Origin of the sequence: Olsenella uli DSM 7084 (assembly GCF_000143845.1) — a bacterium.
Taxonomy (GTDB): Bacteria; Actinomycetota; Coriobacteriia; order Coriobacteriales; family Atopobiaceae; genus Olsenella; species Olsenella uli.
Genome location: NC_014363.1, coordinates 897,632 through 914,366, shown reverse-complemented (window position 1 = coordinate 914,366; position 16,735 = coordinate 897,632). Strand labels below are relative to the sequence as shown.

Sequence of the window (16,735 nt, the reverse complement as noted above, 5' to 3'; positions counted from 1 at the left end):
CAGCGTATGTGACTAGTCCTCGTAGGTACTTGCCTCGCGGCCATAGTAGGCATCGAGGTAGAGCTCCTTCATCTCGCTCATGAGGGGGTAGCGCGGGTTGGCGCCGGTGCATTGGTCGTTGAATGCCTGCTCGGTCATCGCATCGAGGCTGTCGAGGAAGTACTTCTCGTCGACCCCGTACTCGGCGATCGTGTGCTTGACGCCCACGTAGTCAAAGAGTTCGCCGATCTTGGCGACGAACTTCTCGAACACCTCGGCATCGTCCTTGCCGGTGACACCGCAGAAGCGGGCGGCCTGCGCATAGCGCTGCAGCGTCTTGGGGTGGTCGTACTGCGGGAAGGTGCCCATGCGGGTCGGCCGCTCCGCAGAGTTGTAGCGCATGACGCGCGTGAGGATGACGGCATTGGCCCAGCCATGGGGGATGTGATGGAAGGCGCCGAGCTTGTGGGCCATGGAGTGGTTCATGCCCAGGAAGGCGTTGGCGAAGGCAAGGCCGCCAAGGCAGGAGGCGTTGGCCATGTGGTCGCGGGCCTCGATGTCGTTGGGATTGTCGTAGGCGCGGGGCAGGTAGTCGAAGACGAGCTGCATGCCCTGCAGTGCCATGGGATCGGTGTAGTCCGAGGCCATGACCGAGACATAGGCCTCGAGGCAGTGCGTCAGGACGTCAACGCCGGAGGCGGAGGTCAGGCCCTTGGGCTGGGTCATCATGTTGTCGGTGTCGACGATGGCCATGTTGGGCATGAGCTCGTAGTCCGTGATGGGCCACTTCACCCCCGTGGTCTTGTCCGTGATGATGGCGAACGGCGTGACCTCGGAGCCAGTGCCCGAGGAGGTCGGGATGGCGACGAAGAAGGCCTTCTTGCCCATCTTGGGGAAGGTGTAGACGCGCTTGCGGATGTCCATGAAGTCGGCGGACATGTCCTCGAACTTCTCGTCGGGGTTCTCATAGAGGGACCACATGATCTTGCCGCAGTCCATGGCGGAGCCACCACCCATGGCGATGATGCAGTCGGGCTCGAAGGCCCTCATCTGCTCGAGGCCCTCGAGGGCGGACTGCAGGGAGGGGTCGGGCTCGACGTTCCAGAAGCTGGAGTGGAAGATCCCCTGCTCGTCCAGGGACTCCTCGACCTTCTTGGTAAAACCGTTCTTGTAGAGGAACTGGTCGGTGACGACGAAGCAGCGCTTCTTGCCGTAGACCTCGGAGAGCTCGCGCAGGGCGACGGGCATGCAGCCCTTCTTGAAGTAGACCTTCTCAGGGGTACGGAGCCACAGCATGTTCTCACGCCTCTCAGCCACGCTCTTGATGTTGATGAGGTTGGCGGCACCCACGTTGCCGCAGACGGAGTTACCGCCCCAGGAGCCACAACCCAAGGTGAGCGACGGGGTCATCATGAAGTTGTAGATGTCGCCGATGCCGCCCTGCGCAGCCGGGGTGTTGACCAGGATGCGGCAGGTCTTCATGGCCTGGGCGTGGCGCGCGAGCTTCTCGGTCTCGTTGACGTCGCAGAAGAGGGAGCTGGTGTGGCCGTAGCCGCCATCGGCGATGAGCTTGCTTGCCTTGGCAATGGCGTCATCGAAGTCCTTGGCACGGTACATGCCCAGGATGGTGGTCAGCTTCTCGTGAGCCCAACGGTTGGAGGGGTCGACGGACGAGGTCTCGCCGATGAGGACCTTCGTGGACCTGGGCACGCTGACACCGGCCTGCTCGGCGATCCAGGAGGCGCTCTTTCCGACCATGGCGGCGTTGACGGCGCCTGACTCCTGGATGACCAGGTTGACGACCTTCTCGGCCTCGTCCTTCTTCAGGAAGTAGCAGCCGCGCTTCTGGAACTCGGCCTTGACGGCGTCATAGACCTTGTCCAGGACGATGACGTTCTGCTCGGTGGCGCAGATCATGCCGTAGTCGAAGGTCTTGGAGTGGATGATCGAGTTGACGGAGAGCTCGACGTCCGCAGAATCGTCGATGATGGCGGGATTGTTGCCCGGTCCGACGCCCAATGCGGGCTTACCGGAGCTGTAGGCGGCAGTCACCATGCCGGGGCCGCCGGTGGCGAGGATGGTGTCGCAGGAGTGCATGAGCTCATTGGTGAGGGCGAGCGAGGGCACGTCGATCCAGCTGATGATGTTCTTGGGCAGGCCGGCCGCCTCGGCGGCGTCGCGCACGACGCGCGCGGCCTCGATGGTGCACTGCTTGGCACGCGGGTGTGGGCTGATGATGATGGCGTTGCGCGTCTTCAGGCAGATGAGCGACTTGAAGATGGCCGTCGAGGTGGGGTTGGTGGTGGGGATGACGGCCGCGACGATGCCGATGGGCTCGGCTATCTTCTTGAAGCCGAAGGCCTTGTCCTCCTCGATGACGCCACAGGTCCTCATGCTCTTGTACTTGTTGTAGATGTACTCGGAGGCGTAGTGGTTCTTGATGACCTTGTCCTCGACGAGGCCCATCTGGGTCTCCTCGACGGCAAGCTTCGCGAGGGGGATGCGAGCCTTGTCTGCGGCCATGGCCGCGGCGTAGAAGATCCTGTCAACCTGCTCCTGGCTGAACGTGGCGAACTCAGCCTGCGCGGCGCGCATCGCGGTGATTCGCTCCGTGAGGGCGTCGACGCTGTCAATGACTTTCTCGGCCTTTGCCATGCTTCCTCCATACCTGTGGATAGCAACGTGGATGATGCCGTCCCGAGGGACGTCTGACATTGTCGCAGATGTGACGAGGTTATGGAGGACCGTTCGCCTAAATGAGCTTGAAATACAGCTGCGAGTGTGAGTTGAGCATCCACCAGTGGTCAACTTGATGCGCAAGCGAGTGGCACCAGGCGGTCAGCCCTGGCGCACGAGGGCGCACTCGAGTCCCATGACCAGGGGGCGCGCGGCGCCCGCCGGACAGCGCAGGCGGAACTGTGCATGGGTGGGGAGCCGATCCAGAAGTCCCTGGACGAGGGGGGCGTCGGTCACGAGTCGCCAGCCATCCCGCAGGGCGAAGTCGACGAGCGGCCCAAAGCCATTGCTCAAAATCGAGGCCGCCGCCGCATGCGAGGGATCATCCCTGAGACCGGGATACCAGACGTGGGCGACGGCCGGATGGCACCTGAGGTAGCTTGCGACGACCTGCGCCGCATCGTTCGCACTGCGACGCCTACGCTCGCGCTCCCCCTCGGTCGCGAGGAGCGCCTCCCATACCACCGGCGGCGCATCGTCGAGGGGAAGGGCCTCGACCGCCAGGCGGCCCCTCCCCCGTGCGCCGCTCACGAAAAGGAGCGGGCTCCCCCCTCCCCCGCCATCGGTCGGGGAGTCACCGTCGCGTGCCTGCAAGGCGCAGGCTCCCTCGAAGGCCACGTCCGCACCGCGCCCGAGGGCGGCACAGCCGAAGGAGGTGGTCAGGCTGTTGTCGACGACGAGAAGCGATCCGTCCCGGGCTGCATCGGCCGCGAGGGCGCGCAGGTCCCAGGCGTGCACGGGAACGCCGCCCAAGGGGGCGGCTACCCGATAGGGCACGCCTGAGTAAGCCAGCGAATCAAGGAGCTGGGACGTCGTGGCGCTCACGAGCCGCGTGAGGCCGCCAGGGTCGCCCAGGCGCGCACAGATGGCACGTCCGGGTTCGGCTTGCCGGTGTCTGGGATTCACGCGTTCCATGGGCGCGGGGGTTCGCCGGACCGCTAGCCGCGGCGATCGCGGATCTCCGCCGTGATCTCGGTGACGAAGTCCTCGAGCGTGGCCTGGTGCGTCTCGTTCGAGCGGTCGCGCACCGAGATGTTGTTCGCCTCGGCCTCCTTCTCGCCGAGGATAAGCATGTAGGGCACGCGATCTGCGGAGCGGGCCTCGCGGATCTTGTAGCCGATCTTCTCGTCGCGCACGTCCACCTTGACGCGCACGCCCGCAGCGCGCAGCGTGCGTGCGACCTCGAGCGCGTAGTCGCGGGTCTTCTCGGATACGGGAAGGACCTTGACCTGGCAGGGAGAGAGCCAGGTGGGGAACTTGCCCTCGTACTGTTCGATGAGCATGCCGATGAAGCGCTCGAAGGAGCCGAAGCCCGCGCGGTGGATCATGATGGGCTGCTGCTTTGAGCCGTCGGGGGCCGTGTACTCGAGCTGGAAGTTGTGCGGCAGCTGGAAGTCCAGCTGGATGGTGCCGCACTGCCAGGTGCGGCCCAGGCAGTCCTGCAGGTGGAAGTCGATCTTGGGGCCGTAGAAGGCGCCGTCGCCCTCGTTGACGATGTAGTCGACCCCCATGGAGTCGAGGGCGTCGCGCAGGCCCTGCTCGGCACGCTCCCAGTCCTCGTCGGAACCCATGGAGTCCTCGGGGCGGGTGGAGAGCTCGACGTGGTAGGGGAAGCCAAACTGGGCGTAGTAGGTGGTGATCAGGTGCGCGGTGTCCGTGACCTGCTCGGTGATCTGGTCCGGGCGGATGAAGAGGTGGGCGTCGTCCTGCGTGAACTCGCGGACGCGGAAGAGGCCGTGCAGCGCGCCCTTGAGCTCGTGGCGGTGGTCGAGACCGGCCTCGGCGAGCTTGAGGGGCAGGTCGCGATAGGAGCGCGGCTTGCTCTTGTACACCAGGCAGGCTCCGGGGCAGTTCATCGGCTTGATGGCGAAGTCCTCGTCATCGATCTGCGTGGTGTACATGTTGTCCTTGTAGTGGTCCCAGTGGCCCGAGGTCTCCCACAAGGTGCGGGACAGGATGATGGGGGTCTGGACCTGCTCGTAGCCAAACCTGTCCTGCATCTCCTGCCAATAGTCCATGAGGGCGTTGCGCACGCGCATGCCATTGGGGAGCCAGAACGGAAAGCCGGGGCCTGCCTCGGACATCATGAAGAGGCCCATCTCCTTGCCGATCTTGCGGTGGTCGCGCTTCTCGGCCTCGGCGAGCAGACGCTCGTGCTCGAGAAGCTCCTCCCTGCTGCGGAAGGCGACGCCGTTCACGCGCGTCAGCATCTTGTTGGCGCTGTCACCTCTCCAGTAGGCACCGCTGACGCCCGTGAGCTTGAATGCCTTGAGCGCCTTGGTGTAGGTGAGATGCGGTCCCACGCACATGTCGACGTACTCGCCCTGCCTGTAGAAGGTGATGCGAGCGTCATCGGGAAGATCGCCGATGTGCTCGACCTTGTACTTCTCGCCCCGCTCCTCCATGTGGCGGATGGCATCCTCCCGGGGGAGCTCGTAGGTCTCGAACCTGAGGTTCTCCTTCGTGATCTTGCGCATCTCGGCCTCGATCGCCGGGAGGTCATCGTCGGAGATCTTCGTGCCCTCGGGCAGGTCGATGTCGTAGTAGAAGCCATTGTCGGTAGCGGGGCCAAAGGCGAAGTCCGCCTCGGGGTAGAGGCGCTTGATGGCCTGCGCCATGATGTGCGCAGCCGAGTGACGGATGACGTGGAGCTCCTCGTTCTCGGGGACCTCGCCGACGTGGCCGTCGTTGAACAGAGCCTTCATGTGACAAACCTCTCTTGTGGCGTCAACGGGAAAAGAAAGGCCCGCGCGCCACGAGCGTGGCGGCGAGCATCTGTGGCGCATGCCGCATGGCCGCTAGACCAGGTGAAAAGGACACGCGCCTAGATAGTCTGAGTTCGGGCCGGGAGGGTACCGCGCTGGTCAGCCATGTGGGAGACCGTACCGCCCTGCAGGCGTTCCGCTGCGTGCTTGGACATGTAAAGAGACCCTCCGTCACCTCGGGCACGACCGTGCCCGGCACTTCCGACGGGACCACCATACAACACTCTCGACTGCCTGCCGAGAAGAACTTGCATTCTCCCCAGCTACGCCAGCAGCTCCCGCACATCTCGGCACAGCTGGTCAGGCGTGAGGTGAGCCTCGCGCATGAGCTCCGCCGCGTCGTAGCGGTCATAGAACGCGCGCTCGAAGCCGAAGCATGCGACGCGCGTGCGCGTGGCGCCGAGGTGTCGGGCGATGCGCCCGCCAAAGCCGCCGTCGAGCGAGCCGTCCTCAAGGGTGACGACGAGCTCGTGGTCCTTGGCAAGCTCGTCGAGCAAGGCCCTGTCCAGGCCCGAGGCAAACTGGGGGTTCACGAGGGTTGCCCGGATGCCCAGCTCCTCGGCGAGCCCATCCGCGAGTTCCTCGCCCAAAGCGAAGAAGTCGCCGAGCGCGAGCACGGCGACGCGCGAGCCCCTGCGGACGACCTCGTAGCGGTCGGTCTGGGAGAAGTCGCTGCGCACGGGGCGACTGGCATGCGTGACGGGACCGCCAGGGACGGCGATGTAGACCGGATGCTCCCTTTGGTCAAGGGACCAGGCGAGCATGGAGAGGTACTCCTCGGCGTTGGTCGGTGCGAGGTAGACGATGTCGGGGATGTTGGCTATCAGCGGGATGCTGTAGAACGCGGCATGCGTGACGTCGCTCATGCCCCAGACGGACCCGTTTGCACCGACGATGGTCGCCGGGTTGCCGTTGATGGCGAGGTCCTGGGAGAGCTGGTCGTAGCTGCGCTGGATGAAGGTGGCCGCAGTGCCCCAGACCACGTTGGCACCACGTTTGGCGGCACCCGACGCAAGCGCGACGGCCGCCTCCTCGGCGATGCCCACGTCGACGTAATGGGCGCCCAGCGCGCGGCGGCGGCGGGGGTTCATGTCCAAGGCACTGGTAACGCCCGAGGCGACGACGAGCAGGGACTCGTCACTTTGGGACCGCTCGAGGAGGTACTCTCCCGCCAGGGCGGCATAGCTCTCGCGGGAGGAGGGGTGGCTCTCGCCCGTCTCGATGTCGAAGGGCATGTGCCAGTGCCAGGCCTCCTTGTCGGCCTCGGCGGGCGCATAGCCCTTGCCCTTGAAGGTGTTGACATGGACGACCACCGGATGCCGGATGCCGTGGACCTCCTCGAGGACGGGGATGAGCGCCTCGCAGTCGTTGCCATCGGCCACGTAGCGGTAGTCGAAGCCCATGGCGCGGAAGAGGTTGTCCCGAGCCTCGCCCCTGGTGCGGCGCAGCTCGGCAAGCCCCCTGTAGAGGCCGCCGTGGTTCTCGGCGATGGACATCTGGTTGTCGTTGACCACCACGATGAAGTTGCTGCCCAGCTCGGCCGCAGCGTTGAGTCCCTCGAGGGCCTCCCCGCCCGAGAGCGAGCCGTCGCCGATGATGGCAACGACGTTCTCCGAGCCACCCAGGACGTCACGGGCCTTGGCCAGGCCCAGAGCCAAGCTCACCGAGGTCGAGGTGTGCCCCACCTTGAAGAGGTCGTGGTCCGTCTCGTCAGGATTGCTGTAGGCCGAGACGTCGTCGTAGTGCTCGGACGAGAGGAACGCCTCCTTGCGGCCCGTCAGCATCTTGTGGGTGTAGGTCTGGTGGGACACGTCGAAGACGAGGCGGTCTCGCGGGGAGTCGAAGACCGTGTGGAGGGCTATCGTCGTCTCGACAAAGCCGAAGTTGGGACCGAAGTGCCCTCCATGGGCGCTTGCCTTGGCCAACAGCGCATCGCGGACCTCCTGAGCGAGGACGCGTCTTCCCTCGGCGCCAAGGCCCTTGAGGTCGGCCGGCCCGTCAATCTGCTCTAGGTACATGCGATGCCTTTCTCGTGGCGGACGGTGGATGGAAACATCGCTCCTCCGGGCGGAACACCATCCCTTCCCGTGTTCCCGGTCGGAGCCTGGCGTATGCGGGCACCAAGATCCTCCACAACAAGCCAAGCCGGGCAGCGAGGCGCGGTGTGATCGGAGTGCCACCAGCGGCGGGGCGGCAGTGAAGTAACAAAAGTCTCTCAGGGACTTTTGTTACTTTCGATAATTTATAGGTATCTACCTGCACGAACGTATAAAAGTACCAAAATCCCCTCAGTCATTTTTGTTACTTTAACATCCTCGTAGACTACCTTGTCACCTAGTCGCGCATCTGTAGAGCCGCCCAAGGGGACGAAACGAGGGACTTCCAAAGGCGCAGACGCTTCCCTGCATACGCTGGCGTATCAGTGGGGCGAGAGGAGAGACCCAGCTCCTGCCTGACCAGGCCCCCAAACGCGCAGGCGGTATTGTAGCTGCTCATCTGTCGCCATGTGATACGCCGTTCGCGAAAGCCCACACGCCCTAGCTGTATGTCCCTGAAGGCGGCGGAGCTGGCGTCGTGCTGCCCGCCATCGCACTCCACGCCGAAGAACCGATCGCGCCAGCCAAGATCCAGGTACCGGACCACGTTATCGACAGTGCCCGCTCCATAGCCCTCGCCCACGGACACGTTCATGTTGGTCTCCGGTCGCCCGCATCCAAAGCCACCCAGTCGCACGTCGAGACAAAGCCATACCCGCACTATCGCCTCCATGGGCGAGAATGCGCCCCCAGCCGACCACGCTAACGCACGCCGCAGGTGATCGACGGCATAGGCCCCGGCAGATGCGCGAACATAGCCCTCGATGCGCTCGATGGTCGAGACGGGTGGGCGAGGGACGAACGCATCTCCATCGCTGCAAACTGAGAAGTCCCCACAGAGCTCGCTAACGAGAAGCACTAGTTGGGGCAGGTCAAGCTCGCGGGCCATCGTAAGCGCGCAGAGTTCTGGGGAGGCTACGAGGATCTGCCCGGGCTTCGCCTTCCGCGCCAGACCGTCCATGCGCATGAATGAGTCGGGAGGAATCTCTCCCGTCCATGTCATGAGCTTGGCGCGGGGGCTGCGCGACCTCACGGCCCCGCGCGGCACAAGCAGACAGAGCGGGTGTTCGCCAGCGGCATCCATCCCCACGCCAAGGTGCTCTGCCTGCCTCACGCCGGAGACAAGACCTTCTGGCGAGGACAGGGTCGTCCGCTCTATCCGCGCTTCACTCTCTCGCATGCCACGAATGATTTGCAGGGCCGACATGCCAACGATTGCCAAGGTATCCATGAGAAAGGTGTAGCCCAGATGCATTGCGCGTGCCATAGGGAGTGGCGAATTATCGGTGGCTCGGATACCGTTTCTTCTCCCACTCGAGATCCCTTGCGCGAGACTTGCCGGATGGCCTTCTCGAGCTGGCAGGAAACAGGCGGCAGCAGCGCTTTTTAAAAAATGTCCCAAGAGAGGGGGTGCGGATGAGGCAAGGAGCGGGGTTCACCCGTCACTTTCTTCTCGCCACGACATAGAACCTGTGGATGCTGCCTTCGATCGCACCCGTTCTCTCGAGCGTCTCCTGCGCTACGCACAGCCGCTCGAAGCAGCTCTCGACGGAGAAGCCCGGGAACTCCCACTCGACAACCCGTGCGAACCAGACGAGGGCCCCTACGTCGAAGAACCGGATAGGTCGATGGGCCTCGCCCCCCTCCAGCACCTCGAAGCCCCTCCCGAGGAGCTCCGACCGCCGCGCGTCAAGGTATTGCTCGGGATAGGGCAGCTCCGTGGCGTGCGGGAGGAGGAGCCGTACCAGCTCCCTGTCGTTCTCGGCCCCTACCTGCTGGGTGAGGAACAACCCGCCCGGCCTCAGCACGCGCCACAGCTCCGCGACGTCATAGTCGCCATGCCGGTTCGTGACGATGTCGAAGCTCTCGTCGGGAAAGGGGATCCTGTCGCTCCCGTCTGCCTCCCTGAAGTCAATCCCCAGCGGCAGCAGGACCTCCCTGCACAACTCCACGTTGGGCCCATAGCCCTCGGTCGCCGCCGTGTTGCCGCTGGGGTGGCCGAGCGAGAGCAGGAACTCGCCGCCCCCGGTCTCCATGTCCAGCAACCGCATGCCGTCGTTGCGATACCCCTGGATGACCTCTGCGAAGTCCCACGGCAGGTCGTCCTCTTCCACGTACCTGCCGCGGATGTGGGAGAAGTCCCACCCATGGACGTGGGCGATGCGCTCCTCACCCTCCCAGGCCGCCTTCAGCCGTTCCGCATCTGCGTTCACGTGTCGCTCCTCTCATATGAAAAGGCCCGCCGGCAGCGGGCCGACGGGCTCAGGAGACGAACGGGGCTACTGCCGTGATCGTCACTACTGGATGCGCGTACGACAATAGGGGCAGACCTTCCAGTCCGCGTTGAGCGGACGATGGCAGGTGGGGCAGACGTTCCTGACCTGCGTGTTGCAGATGGGGCACACCACGAAGTCGCGGTCGATGGGGGCACCGCACTTGGGGCAGATGCCATAGTGCGAGAGCTGATGCTCGCGCAGGGCGATGTCGAGGTCCTGCTCCTCGCGGTCCACCAGGTAGGAGCTGGGACGCAGGATGACGTAGGCGAGCAGGCCCACGATGGGGATGACCGAGATGACCGCCCAGAGCCACCAGGGCTCTGCGCCACGGCGCTGGGCATCACGGATGACGTAGACGATCGACAGGATGTAGAGCATCACGACGCAGGCGACCATCAGGTAGAGCACCATACGGACCTCGGGCGTGATGAGCTGGTCAAGAAGGTCAGACATCGAGCTTTCGCTCCTTTGCAGTCATTGAGCGGTACGGCCCCGTGCATGCCGCACCCTCTCCAATCCTAGTCAACGCTCTGGCGATTGTACCAGAACCTAGCGCACGAGGGCCGCAACCTCACCCGCCAGCGTGATGGACCCACAGGCGACGAGCGAATCTCCACAAAGGGCGGCAAGCGCCTCGGCCACCGTGGGATAGCCTCCACAGACCGCGGCCCCCGCATCCGAGAAGCGACGGGCCAGCTCATCGTGCGGGAGAGCGCGCGGCGAGGAGGTCTGCGTGAGCGCGACGCGGGGGAACTCGGAGGCGAGCAACCCCACGATGCCTTCCACGTCCTTGTCGGCCAGCACGGCGCAGAGCAGCGTCGGACGGGCGGGCACGTCGGGCTCTATCTGCCGCACCGCCGCGAGGAAGGCCTGGACCGACTGGGGGTTGTGGCAGGCGTCGATGAGCAGGGGCGGGTCCGCCCGCAGCAGTTGGAAGCGACCGGGCGTAGGGCAAGTGACGACAGCGTCGTACAGGGCCTCTCGGCCAAGCACCCCCACCGAGTTCCCCAGGTAGCTGCGGACCAGGGCGATGGCGCAGGCGACGTTTGCGGCCTGGTAGGTTGGCTTCAGGGCCGCGAGCTCAAGGTAGCGCTCGCCCTCGTAGGCAACGGAGAGTTCCATGGGAAAGCCCAGGCGCTTGGGACGGCGGATGATCCGGTAGAAGGCATGCGGGAGCCCCGCGTGGTCGCGCGGCACGCCGGGATGCATCTCGCCCTCGGCATCCTTTGGGTCAACGGGCCTCACAAGCACGGGTTCGACGCCCTCCTCGGCGCAGCGGGTCAGGAACACATCCTCGACGCTGTCGGGTGTCGCCGTGCCGACGCCCAGCACGCAACCACGTCCCCGCCTGATGATGGCCGCCTTCTCGACGGCGATCTTCTCGAGGGTGTCGCCCAGGATGCGCGTGTGATCAAGGCCCACACCCGTGACGGCCACGGCACGGACGGACTTGACGGCACTCGTGGCATCCCAGCGCCCGCCCATGCCGCACTCCAGCACGACGACGTCGAGAGAGGCCTCGGCAAAGACCACGCAGGCAGCCACCGTCAGCAGGTCGAACTCCGTGATGTCGTAGGGACGCTCCCCCGCTGACGTGCGCCTCTGGTTCATGCGGCGGCCCGCCTCGACGGCCGCGGAGATGCCGTGGGCGAAGGCCCCCTCGTCCACGGGCCGTCCCATGATCTCCATGCGCTCGGTGTAGCTCACCAGCTCGGGCGAGGTGTAGAGCCCCGTACGCCTTCCCTCGCCCATGAGGATGGCCTGGGCATAGCGGGAGGTCGAGGTTTTGCCGTTGGTGCCGGCGATCTGGACGCTCTCGAACGCGAGGTCAGGATCGCCCAGCTCAGAGAGCATGTCCTCGACGCTCTCGAGCATGGGCTGGATGCCGAACCTGAGCGTGGACCTGAGCTTGTCCAAGGCGCCCGCGTAGTCGAGCGTAGGCACGTCAAACGGTACGGTATACATGGCTGAGTGGAACCCCTTACACGCTTTGGCAGCATTTGACAACGCAGTAGGTGACGGCACGGTCTGGCGCCGGTGCGTGACGCGCAGTCCCCAAGGCGACATGCCCCCTCATGTGCAGGAGCGTTCGGCCGCCTCGATGACGTGCTTGGCAAGGACGGCCGTGGTGACGGAGCCCACTCCGCGCGGGACGGGCGAAATGGCCGAGACGATCGGTGCCACGGTGTCGTAGTCCACATCGCCACATAGCTTACCTGTCACCTCATCCCGGTTGATGCCGACGTCAATGACCGTCTGGCCGTCGCGGACGAAGTCAGCCCCCACGACACGGGCGTGACCCGCCGCGACGACAAGGACGTCCGCCGCGCGGCACTTCTCGGCAAGGCCGTGTGTCTTGGTGTGGCACATGGTCACGGTGGCGTTCCTGGCCTGCAGCATCATGGCGACTGGTCTGCCGATCACCAGGGAACGCCCTACGACCACGACGTCCGCACCGCGCAGCCCACAGCCATAATGCTCAAGCATGAGCACGACGGCCTCGGCGGTGCAGGGGGGAAAGCCCGTGGGGCGCCCAGCGAACACGCCGGCGAGAGAGCCGTCCGTCAGGCAGTCCACGTCCTTCTCGACGGAAAGCAAGAAGGCGACCCGCCGCTCATCCAGCGTCCGGGGAAGCGGGCGAAGGAGGAGGCAGCCGTGGACGGACCCGTCCCCGCTCACGCACTCGATAGCATGCTCCAACTGGATCTGCGGTGTGTCGCCTGGCAGGACGATCTTCTCGACCTCAATGCCCAGGGAGGAGCAGCGCTTGCAGGCGCCACGCTCGTAGGAGAGGTCGCCGGAGCGCTCGCCCACCCGCACAATCGCGAGCTTGGGAGACACGCCATCCCGGGCAAGTGCCGCGATGCGAGGCCGGAGGCCTTCCATGACGGCCTGAGCCACGGGCGCCCCCGTCAGCTCCTGGGACATGTCATCTCCCCCTCCACGTCGAGAAAGATGCGTTCCGCACGCTCGCAGCCATCAGAAACCAGCTCCCTCGTGCGAGCGTTGAGGCGCTCAGCGTAAGTGCGGTCCGCCATCATGCTCGTGTTGACGAGGACGTTCAGGCTCGCACCCCTGAGTGCGGCAGTGGCGAAGGATGCAGCGACCCCGACGTCAGAGAGCGCGATGCGGGAGCCTATGCATGCAAGCTCATCGAAGAGCGAAAGGGCCTCATGGATCGCCTCGATGACCCCAATCGGAGGACCACAGGCCCCGCGCAGGGCCTCCTCCATGCGAAGGGTGCGCTCGTCAGCCTCGGATGCAGTGCCATGCGGGAGCGCATAAGCGGCAAGCAGAGGCGCGAGGGCACACTCGTCCTCGTCCATCAGCTGTATGAGGCGGGAACGCACCTGTTCGGCGCGCACGACGATGGTCGCTATGCGCCCTTGGACGTCCGCATAGCAGGCCTTGCCGACGGTCAGGTTTGCCACCATCTCGCCTAAGGACACGGCCATGGAGCCCACGACGGCCGTGGCGCCACCCCCGCTGGGAGTCGAGTTCCGGGATGCGAGCGCGTCGAGGAAGTCGACGAGCTCATAGTCGTTGACCATGCAATACCTCCTGCAGGCTGGAATGCGCGGGCTAGAACAGCCCGACGATCCTGCCGTCCTCCATGACGTCGATTTCTTCCGCCGCAGGGACCTTCGGCAGTCCTGGCATGGTCATGATGTCGCCCGTGAGCGCGACGACGAAGCCGGCACCCGCTGACACCTTGAGGTTACGGACCGTGATGCGGAAACCCTCGGGTGCGCCGAGCTTAGACTGGTCGTCCGTGAAAGAGTACTGGGTCTTGGCGACGCAGATGGGCAGGTTGCCAAAGCCCTGTCCCTCGAGTTGGTCAAGCTGCCTGCGTGCGGCTGGCGTGAGATCGACGCCGTCGGCATGGTAGACCTTCGTTGCGATGGCATCGAGCTTGGCCTCAATCGTGTCGTCCACGTCGTAGGCGAAGCGGAAGTCATTGGGCGCATCACACAGGCGCACAACCTCCTCGGCCAGAGCCTCGCCACCGGCACCTCCCTTGGCCCAGACCTCGGAGAGGGCGACGCTCACACCCAGCTCGCTGCACCTGCGCTCCACGAGGGCAAGCTCCGCTGCCGTGTCCGTGGGGAAGGCGTTGATGGCCACGACGACGGGCAGCCCCCAGACGTCACGGATGTTGCCCACGTGACGCAGTAGGTTGGGAAGGCCCGCCTCGAGGGCGCCGAGGTTCTCCTCGCCCAGTCGTGCCTTGGGAACGTCGCCGTTGAACTTGAGGGCGCGGACGGTCGCGACGACGACGACGGCGCTGGGCCTGAGGTCCGCAGCGCGACACTTGATGTCCAGGAACTTCTCGGCACCGAGGTCCGCACCGAAGCCGGCCTCGGTCACGACGTAGTCAGCAAGCTTGAGGGCTGTAGTAGTCGCCTCAACGGAGTTGCACCCGTGGGCGATGTTCGCAAACGGGCCACCGTGGACAAAGGCGGGATTACCCTCGAGCGTCTGGACCAGGTTGGGCTTGATGGCGTCCTTGAGAAGTACGCACATGGCTCCCTCGGCGCGGATGTCGTGGACGGTGACGGGCCTGCGATCGAAGGTGTAGGCCACGACCATGCGGCCCAGGCGGGCCTTGAGGTCTGCGAGGTCGGTAGCCAAGCAGAAGACGGCCATGACCTCGGAGGCGACGGTGATGTCGAAACCATCCTCGCGAGGCATGCCGTTGGCTGCACCGCCCAGTCCGTCGACGATGTTCCTGAGCTGGCGGTCGTTCATGTCCACGCAGCGCCTCCAGGTCACGCGACGAGGATCGATCCCCAAGGCGTTGCCCTGCTTGATGTGGTTGTCGAGCATGGCGGCACAGAGGTTGTTCGCCGCCCCGATAGCGTGGAAGTCGCCCGTGAAATGCAGGTTGATGTCCTCCATGGGAACGACCTGGGCGTAGCCGCCACCGGCAGCACCACCCTTGACACCGAAGACGGGACCCAGCGACGGCTCGCGCAGGGCCAGCATGGTTTGGTGACCCAGGCGATTCATGGCATCCGCCAGCCCAATCGAAGTGGTGGTCTTGCCCTCGCCTGCGGGCGTGGGGTTGATGGCTGTCACCAGGACCAGCTTGCCTCGTTGGGGGAGGTCTCCGAGCGAATGGACGTCAACCTTCGCCTTGGTGCGACCATACGGCTCGAGCATGCCCTCAGGGAGCCCCGCCCGTCGTGCGACCTCGCCTATGGGAAGCATCGTTGCTCCCTGGGCGATCTCGATGTCTGACGTATGCATGGTGTTCATGGCGGGCTCTCCCTCGCTTTATGGCACCTGGCGGCACCAATGGTTACCGAATTTCACGGGACGACTGACCACGGACCATTGTGCACACAAAGACGCACAGGGTACTCCCGATTCCATAAAGCGTACGAAGGCGGCAACAAACGGGTGACACGCAGGGACATGCGCGAAGGCGCGCACGCGAGGCATCTCGCAGCTCCGCATGCCCCGTATCCCTCACCGCCCCAAAGGCATGCAACATGTCTGGCGTGTTAGAAAGCCGCCTGCGACCGGAGGAGGCGGGTGAGTGCTTTGCTACCATCGCCCTCGACCGTCTCCCTCGACAGAAAGGCAGCGTACCGTGAAGATCGCCGTTGTCGGTGCCGGTTCCATCGGCACCCTCTTTAGCTCCATCCTCTACAAGAGTGGACAGGACGTCACCTTGGTGGAGATCCGTCCCGAGGTGGTAAGCGCCATCCAAGAGAGGGGCCTCTCCGTGACCCGCGGAGACGAAACAGAGGTCCTGGACGTCCCCATCACGAGCCGCATCGAGGACGTGCCCGACCCCGACCTCATCATGTTCACCGTCAAGTCCTACGACAACGTCACCGCCGCACGCGATTGCCTCAAGATCATCGGGGACAACACGACGGTCCTCACCTTGCAGAATGGAGTGGGCAACTACGAGACCATCTCCTCCGTCGTGGGCGAGGAGCGCACCTGCGTGGGCACCACCACCTTCGGCGCCACCATGTACGAGCCGGGCAAGACGCGTGGCACGGCCACGGGCGAAATTTCCATCGGCGAGTACGCAGGCGGCATTACGGAGCGCATCAATCGCCTGGCCGATCTCCTGCGCACAGGCGGCTTCATCGTCAACTGCGTCGAAGACGTGAACTCCCTGGTGTGGACCAAGCTCGCCGTCAACGTGGGCATCAATGCCATCGGAGCCCTTGCCCGCCTCAAGAATGGGGAGACCCACTCCATAGAGCCTGCGGGAGAGATTCAGCGCCTGGCCGTGGAGGAGTTCTCCGCCGTCGCCCGCGCAGAGGGCATCGACATTGACTACGACGGCATCTACCGGCATGTGGTTGACGTCACCGTCTCGGCTGCAGTCACCAAGTGCTCCATGCTCCAGGACATCGAGCATCGCGGTCGGACCGAGGTCAAGGCAATCAACGGCGCCATCGTGGAGGGTGGCAAGCGCCATGGCATCCCCACGCCCGTGAACCTGGTGCTCACTCGCCTGGTCCAGGCCGAGCAGCAGTCCTTCGGGCAGTAGGCCTCGCCCCCACGAACGGCAGCACCGCGAACGGCAGCTTCTGGCGTGGTGACCTTCATATGACAGCCCGTGATGGCAAGTCGTGGCGGCGGCCTGTGATGGCGATGGCCTGTGACAGCCAACTCACAAAAGTTCGTGTGACGTCCGCTTTTTTATCTTCTCGGGATGGGAGATGAGCTACTGTGAGCGGAGTCGTGAACGCAACTCACAAAGGTTCTTCTCCCATCCATTTTTTTGCATTCAGAGGATGCCAGGGGAATCTTTGTGAGTGGTTGCGCTGGCACCGCTCACAATTCCTCCTCAGCCATCCAACAAGGCCTAAATTCCGGACACGTGGTGAACTTCTGTGAGTGGCCTCTCTGGAAC

Annotated in this window: 12 protein-coding genes; 1 reads left to right on the top strand and 11 read right to left on the bottom strand. The window is 64.6% G+C overall.

The features are described from left to right. Positions 1-12 precede the first annotated feature (12 nt). The 11 genes from adhE to OLSU_RS03950 all read right to left on the bottom strand — a co-directional run bounded on the left by adhE (position 13) and on the right by OLSU_RS03950 (position 15,102). Positions 13-2,634 (bottom strand): bifunctional acetaldehyde-CoA/alcohol dehydrogenase, encoded by a 2,622-nt coding sequence (gene adhE, locus OLSU_RS04000; RefSeq protein WP_013251667.1) that lies wholly within the window; start codon positions 2,632-2,634, stop codon positions 13-15. A 183-nt stretch (positions 2,635-2,817) separates the two neighbouring features. Continuing rightward, on the bottom strand, positions 2,818-3,621 hold the full coding sequence (locus OLSU_RS09095) for a PLP-dependent transferase (protein ID WP_049765156.1): 804 nt from the start codon (positions 3,619-3,621) through the stop codon (positions 2,818-2,820). A 32-nt stretch (positions 3,622-3,653) separates the two neighbouring features. Then, on the bottom strand, positions 3,654-5,420 hold the full coding sequence (gene thrS, locus OLSU_RS03990) for a threonine--tRNA ligase (protein ID WP_013251665.1): 1,767 nt from the start codon (positions 5,418-5,420) through the stop codon (positions 3,654-3,656). Between the two features lie 323 nt (positions 5,421-5,743). Continuing rightward, positions 5,744-7,498 carry a 1-deoxy-D-xylulose-5-phosphate synthase gene (locus tag OLSU_RS03985; protein ID WP_013251663.1) on the bottom strand — a complete coding sequence of 585 codons (1,755 nt, stop codon included), beginning with the start codon at positions 7,496-7,498 and terminating at the stop codon, positions 5,744-5,746. Positions 7,499-7,814: 316 nt separating this feature from the next. Then, entirely contained in the window at positions 7,815-8,756 is a 942-nt protein-coding gene (locus OLSU_RS03980) for a hypothetical protein (protein WP_187287201.1), read from the bottom strand. Between the two features lie 262 nt (positions 8,757-9,018). Then, entirely contained in the window at positions 9,019-9,789 is a 771-nt protein-coding gene (locus OLSU_RS03975; RefSeq protein WP_013251661.1) for a class I SAM-dependent methyltransferase, read from the bottom strand. An 84-nt stretch (positions 9,790-9,873) separates the two neighbouring features. Continuing rightward, the gene (locus OLSU_RS03970) at positions 9,874-10,305 is read right to left on the bottom strand and encodes a zinc ribbon domain-containing protein (RefSeq protein WP_013251660.1); all 432 of its coding nucleotides are present in this window, start codon (positions 10,303-10,305) and stop codon (positions 9,874-9,876) included. A gap of 96 nt (positions 10,306-10,401) precedes the next feature. Continuing rightward, positions 10,402-11,817: a bifunctional folylpolyglutamate synthase/dihydrofolate synthase gene (locus tag OLSU_RS03965; protein WP_013251659.1), complete on the bottom strand. Its 1,416-nt coding sequence runs from the start codon at positions 11,815-11,817 to the stop codon at positions 10,402-10,404. A gap of 108 nt (positions 11,818-11,925) precedes the next feature. Then, the gene (locus tag OLSU_RS03960) at positions 11,926-12,780 is read right to left on the bottom strand and encodes a bifunctional 5,10-methylenetetrahydrofolate dehydrogenase/5,10-methenyltetrahydrofolate cyclohydrolase (protein ID WP_013251658.1); all 855 of its coding nucleotides are present in this window, start codon (positions 12,778-12,780) and stop codon (positions 11,926-11,928) included. Continuing rightward, the gene (locus tag OLSU_RS03955) at positions 12,765-13,403 is read right to left on the bottom strand and encodes a cyclodeaminase/cyclohydrolase family protein (protein WP_013251657.1); all 639 of its coding nucleotides are present in this window, start codon (positions 13,401-13,403) and stop codon (positions 12,765-12,767) included. Before OLSU_RS03955 ends, OLSU_RS03960 begins: the two co-directional genes overlap by 16 nt. A gap of 31 nt (positions 13,404-13,434) precedes the next feature. After that, positions 13,435-15,102 carry a formate--tetrahydrofolate ligase gene (locus OLSU_RS03950; protein WP_041549300.1) on the bottom strand — a complete coding sequence of 556 codons (1,668 nt, stop codon included), beginning with the start codon at positions 15,100-15,102 and terminating at the stop codon, positions 13,435-13,437. Positions 15,103-15,448: 346 nt separating this feature from the next. On the opposite strand from OLSU_RS03950, the gene OLSU_RS03945 reads away from it, so the two are divergent. Next, positions 15,449-16,369, top strand: coding sequence for a ketopantoate reductase family protein (locus OLSU_RS03945; protein ID WP_013251655.1), 921 nt, complete (start codon positions 15,449-15,451; stop codon positions 16,367-16,369). Positions 16,370-16,735: the final 366 nt, after the last annotated feature.

Coding starts and splice junctions, on each gene's coding strand:
- adhE (WP_013251667.1), bottom strand. CDS start 2,634: ATGGCAAAGGCCGAGAAAGTCATTGACAGCGTCGACGCCCTCACGGAG.
- thrS (WP_013251665.1), bottom strand. CDS start 5,420: ATGAAGGCTCTGTTCAACGACGGCCACGTCGGCGAGGTCCCCGAGAAC.
- OLSU_RS03985 (WP_013251663.1), bottom strand. CDS start 7,498: ATGTACCTAGAGCAGATTGACGGGCCGGCCGACCTCAAGGGCCTTGGC.
- OLSU_RS03980 (WP_187287201.1), bottom strand. CDS start 8,756: ATGCGAGAGAGTGAAGCGCGGATAGAGCGGACGACCCTGTCCTCGCCA.
- OLSU_RS03970 (WP_013251660.1), bottom strand. CDS start 10,305: ATGTCTGACCTTCTTGACCAGCTCATCACGCCCGAGGTCCGTATGGTG.
- OLSU_RS03965 (WP_013251659.1), bottom strand. CDS start 11,817: ATGTATACCGTACCGTTTGACGTGCCTACGCTCGACTACGCGGGCGCC.
- OLSU_RS03960 (WP_013251658.1), bottom strand. CDS start 12,780: ATGTCCCAGGAGCTGACGGGGGCGCCCGTGGCTCAGGCCGTCATGGAA.
- OLSU_RS03955 (WP_013251657.1), bottom strand. CDS start 13,403: ATGGTCAACGACTATGAGCTCGTCGACTTCCTCGACGCGCTCGCATCC.
- OLSU_RS03950 (WP_041549300.1), bottom strand. CDS start 15,102: ATGCATACGTCAGACATCGAGATCGCCCAGGGAGCAACGATGCTTCCC.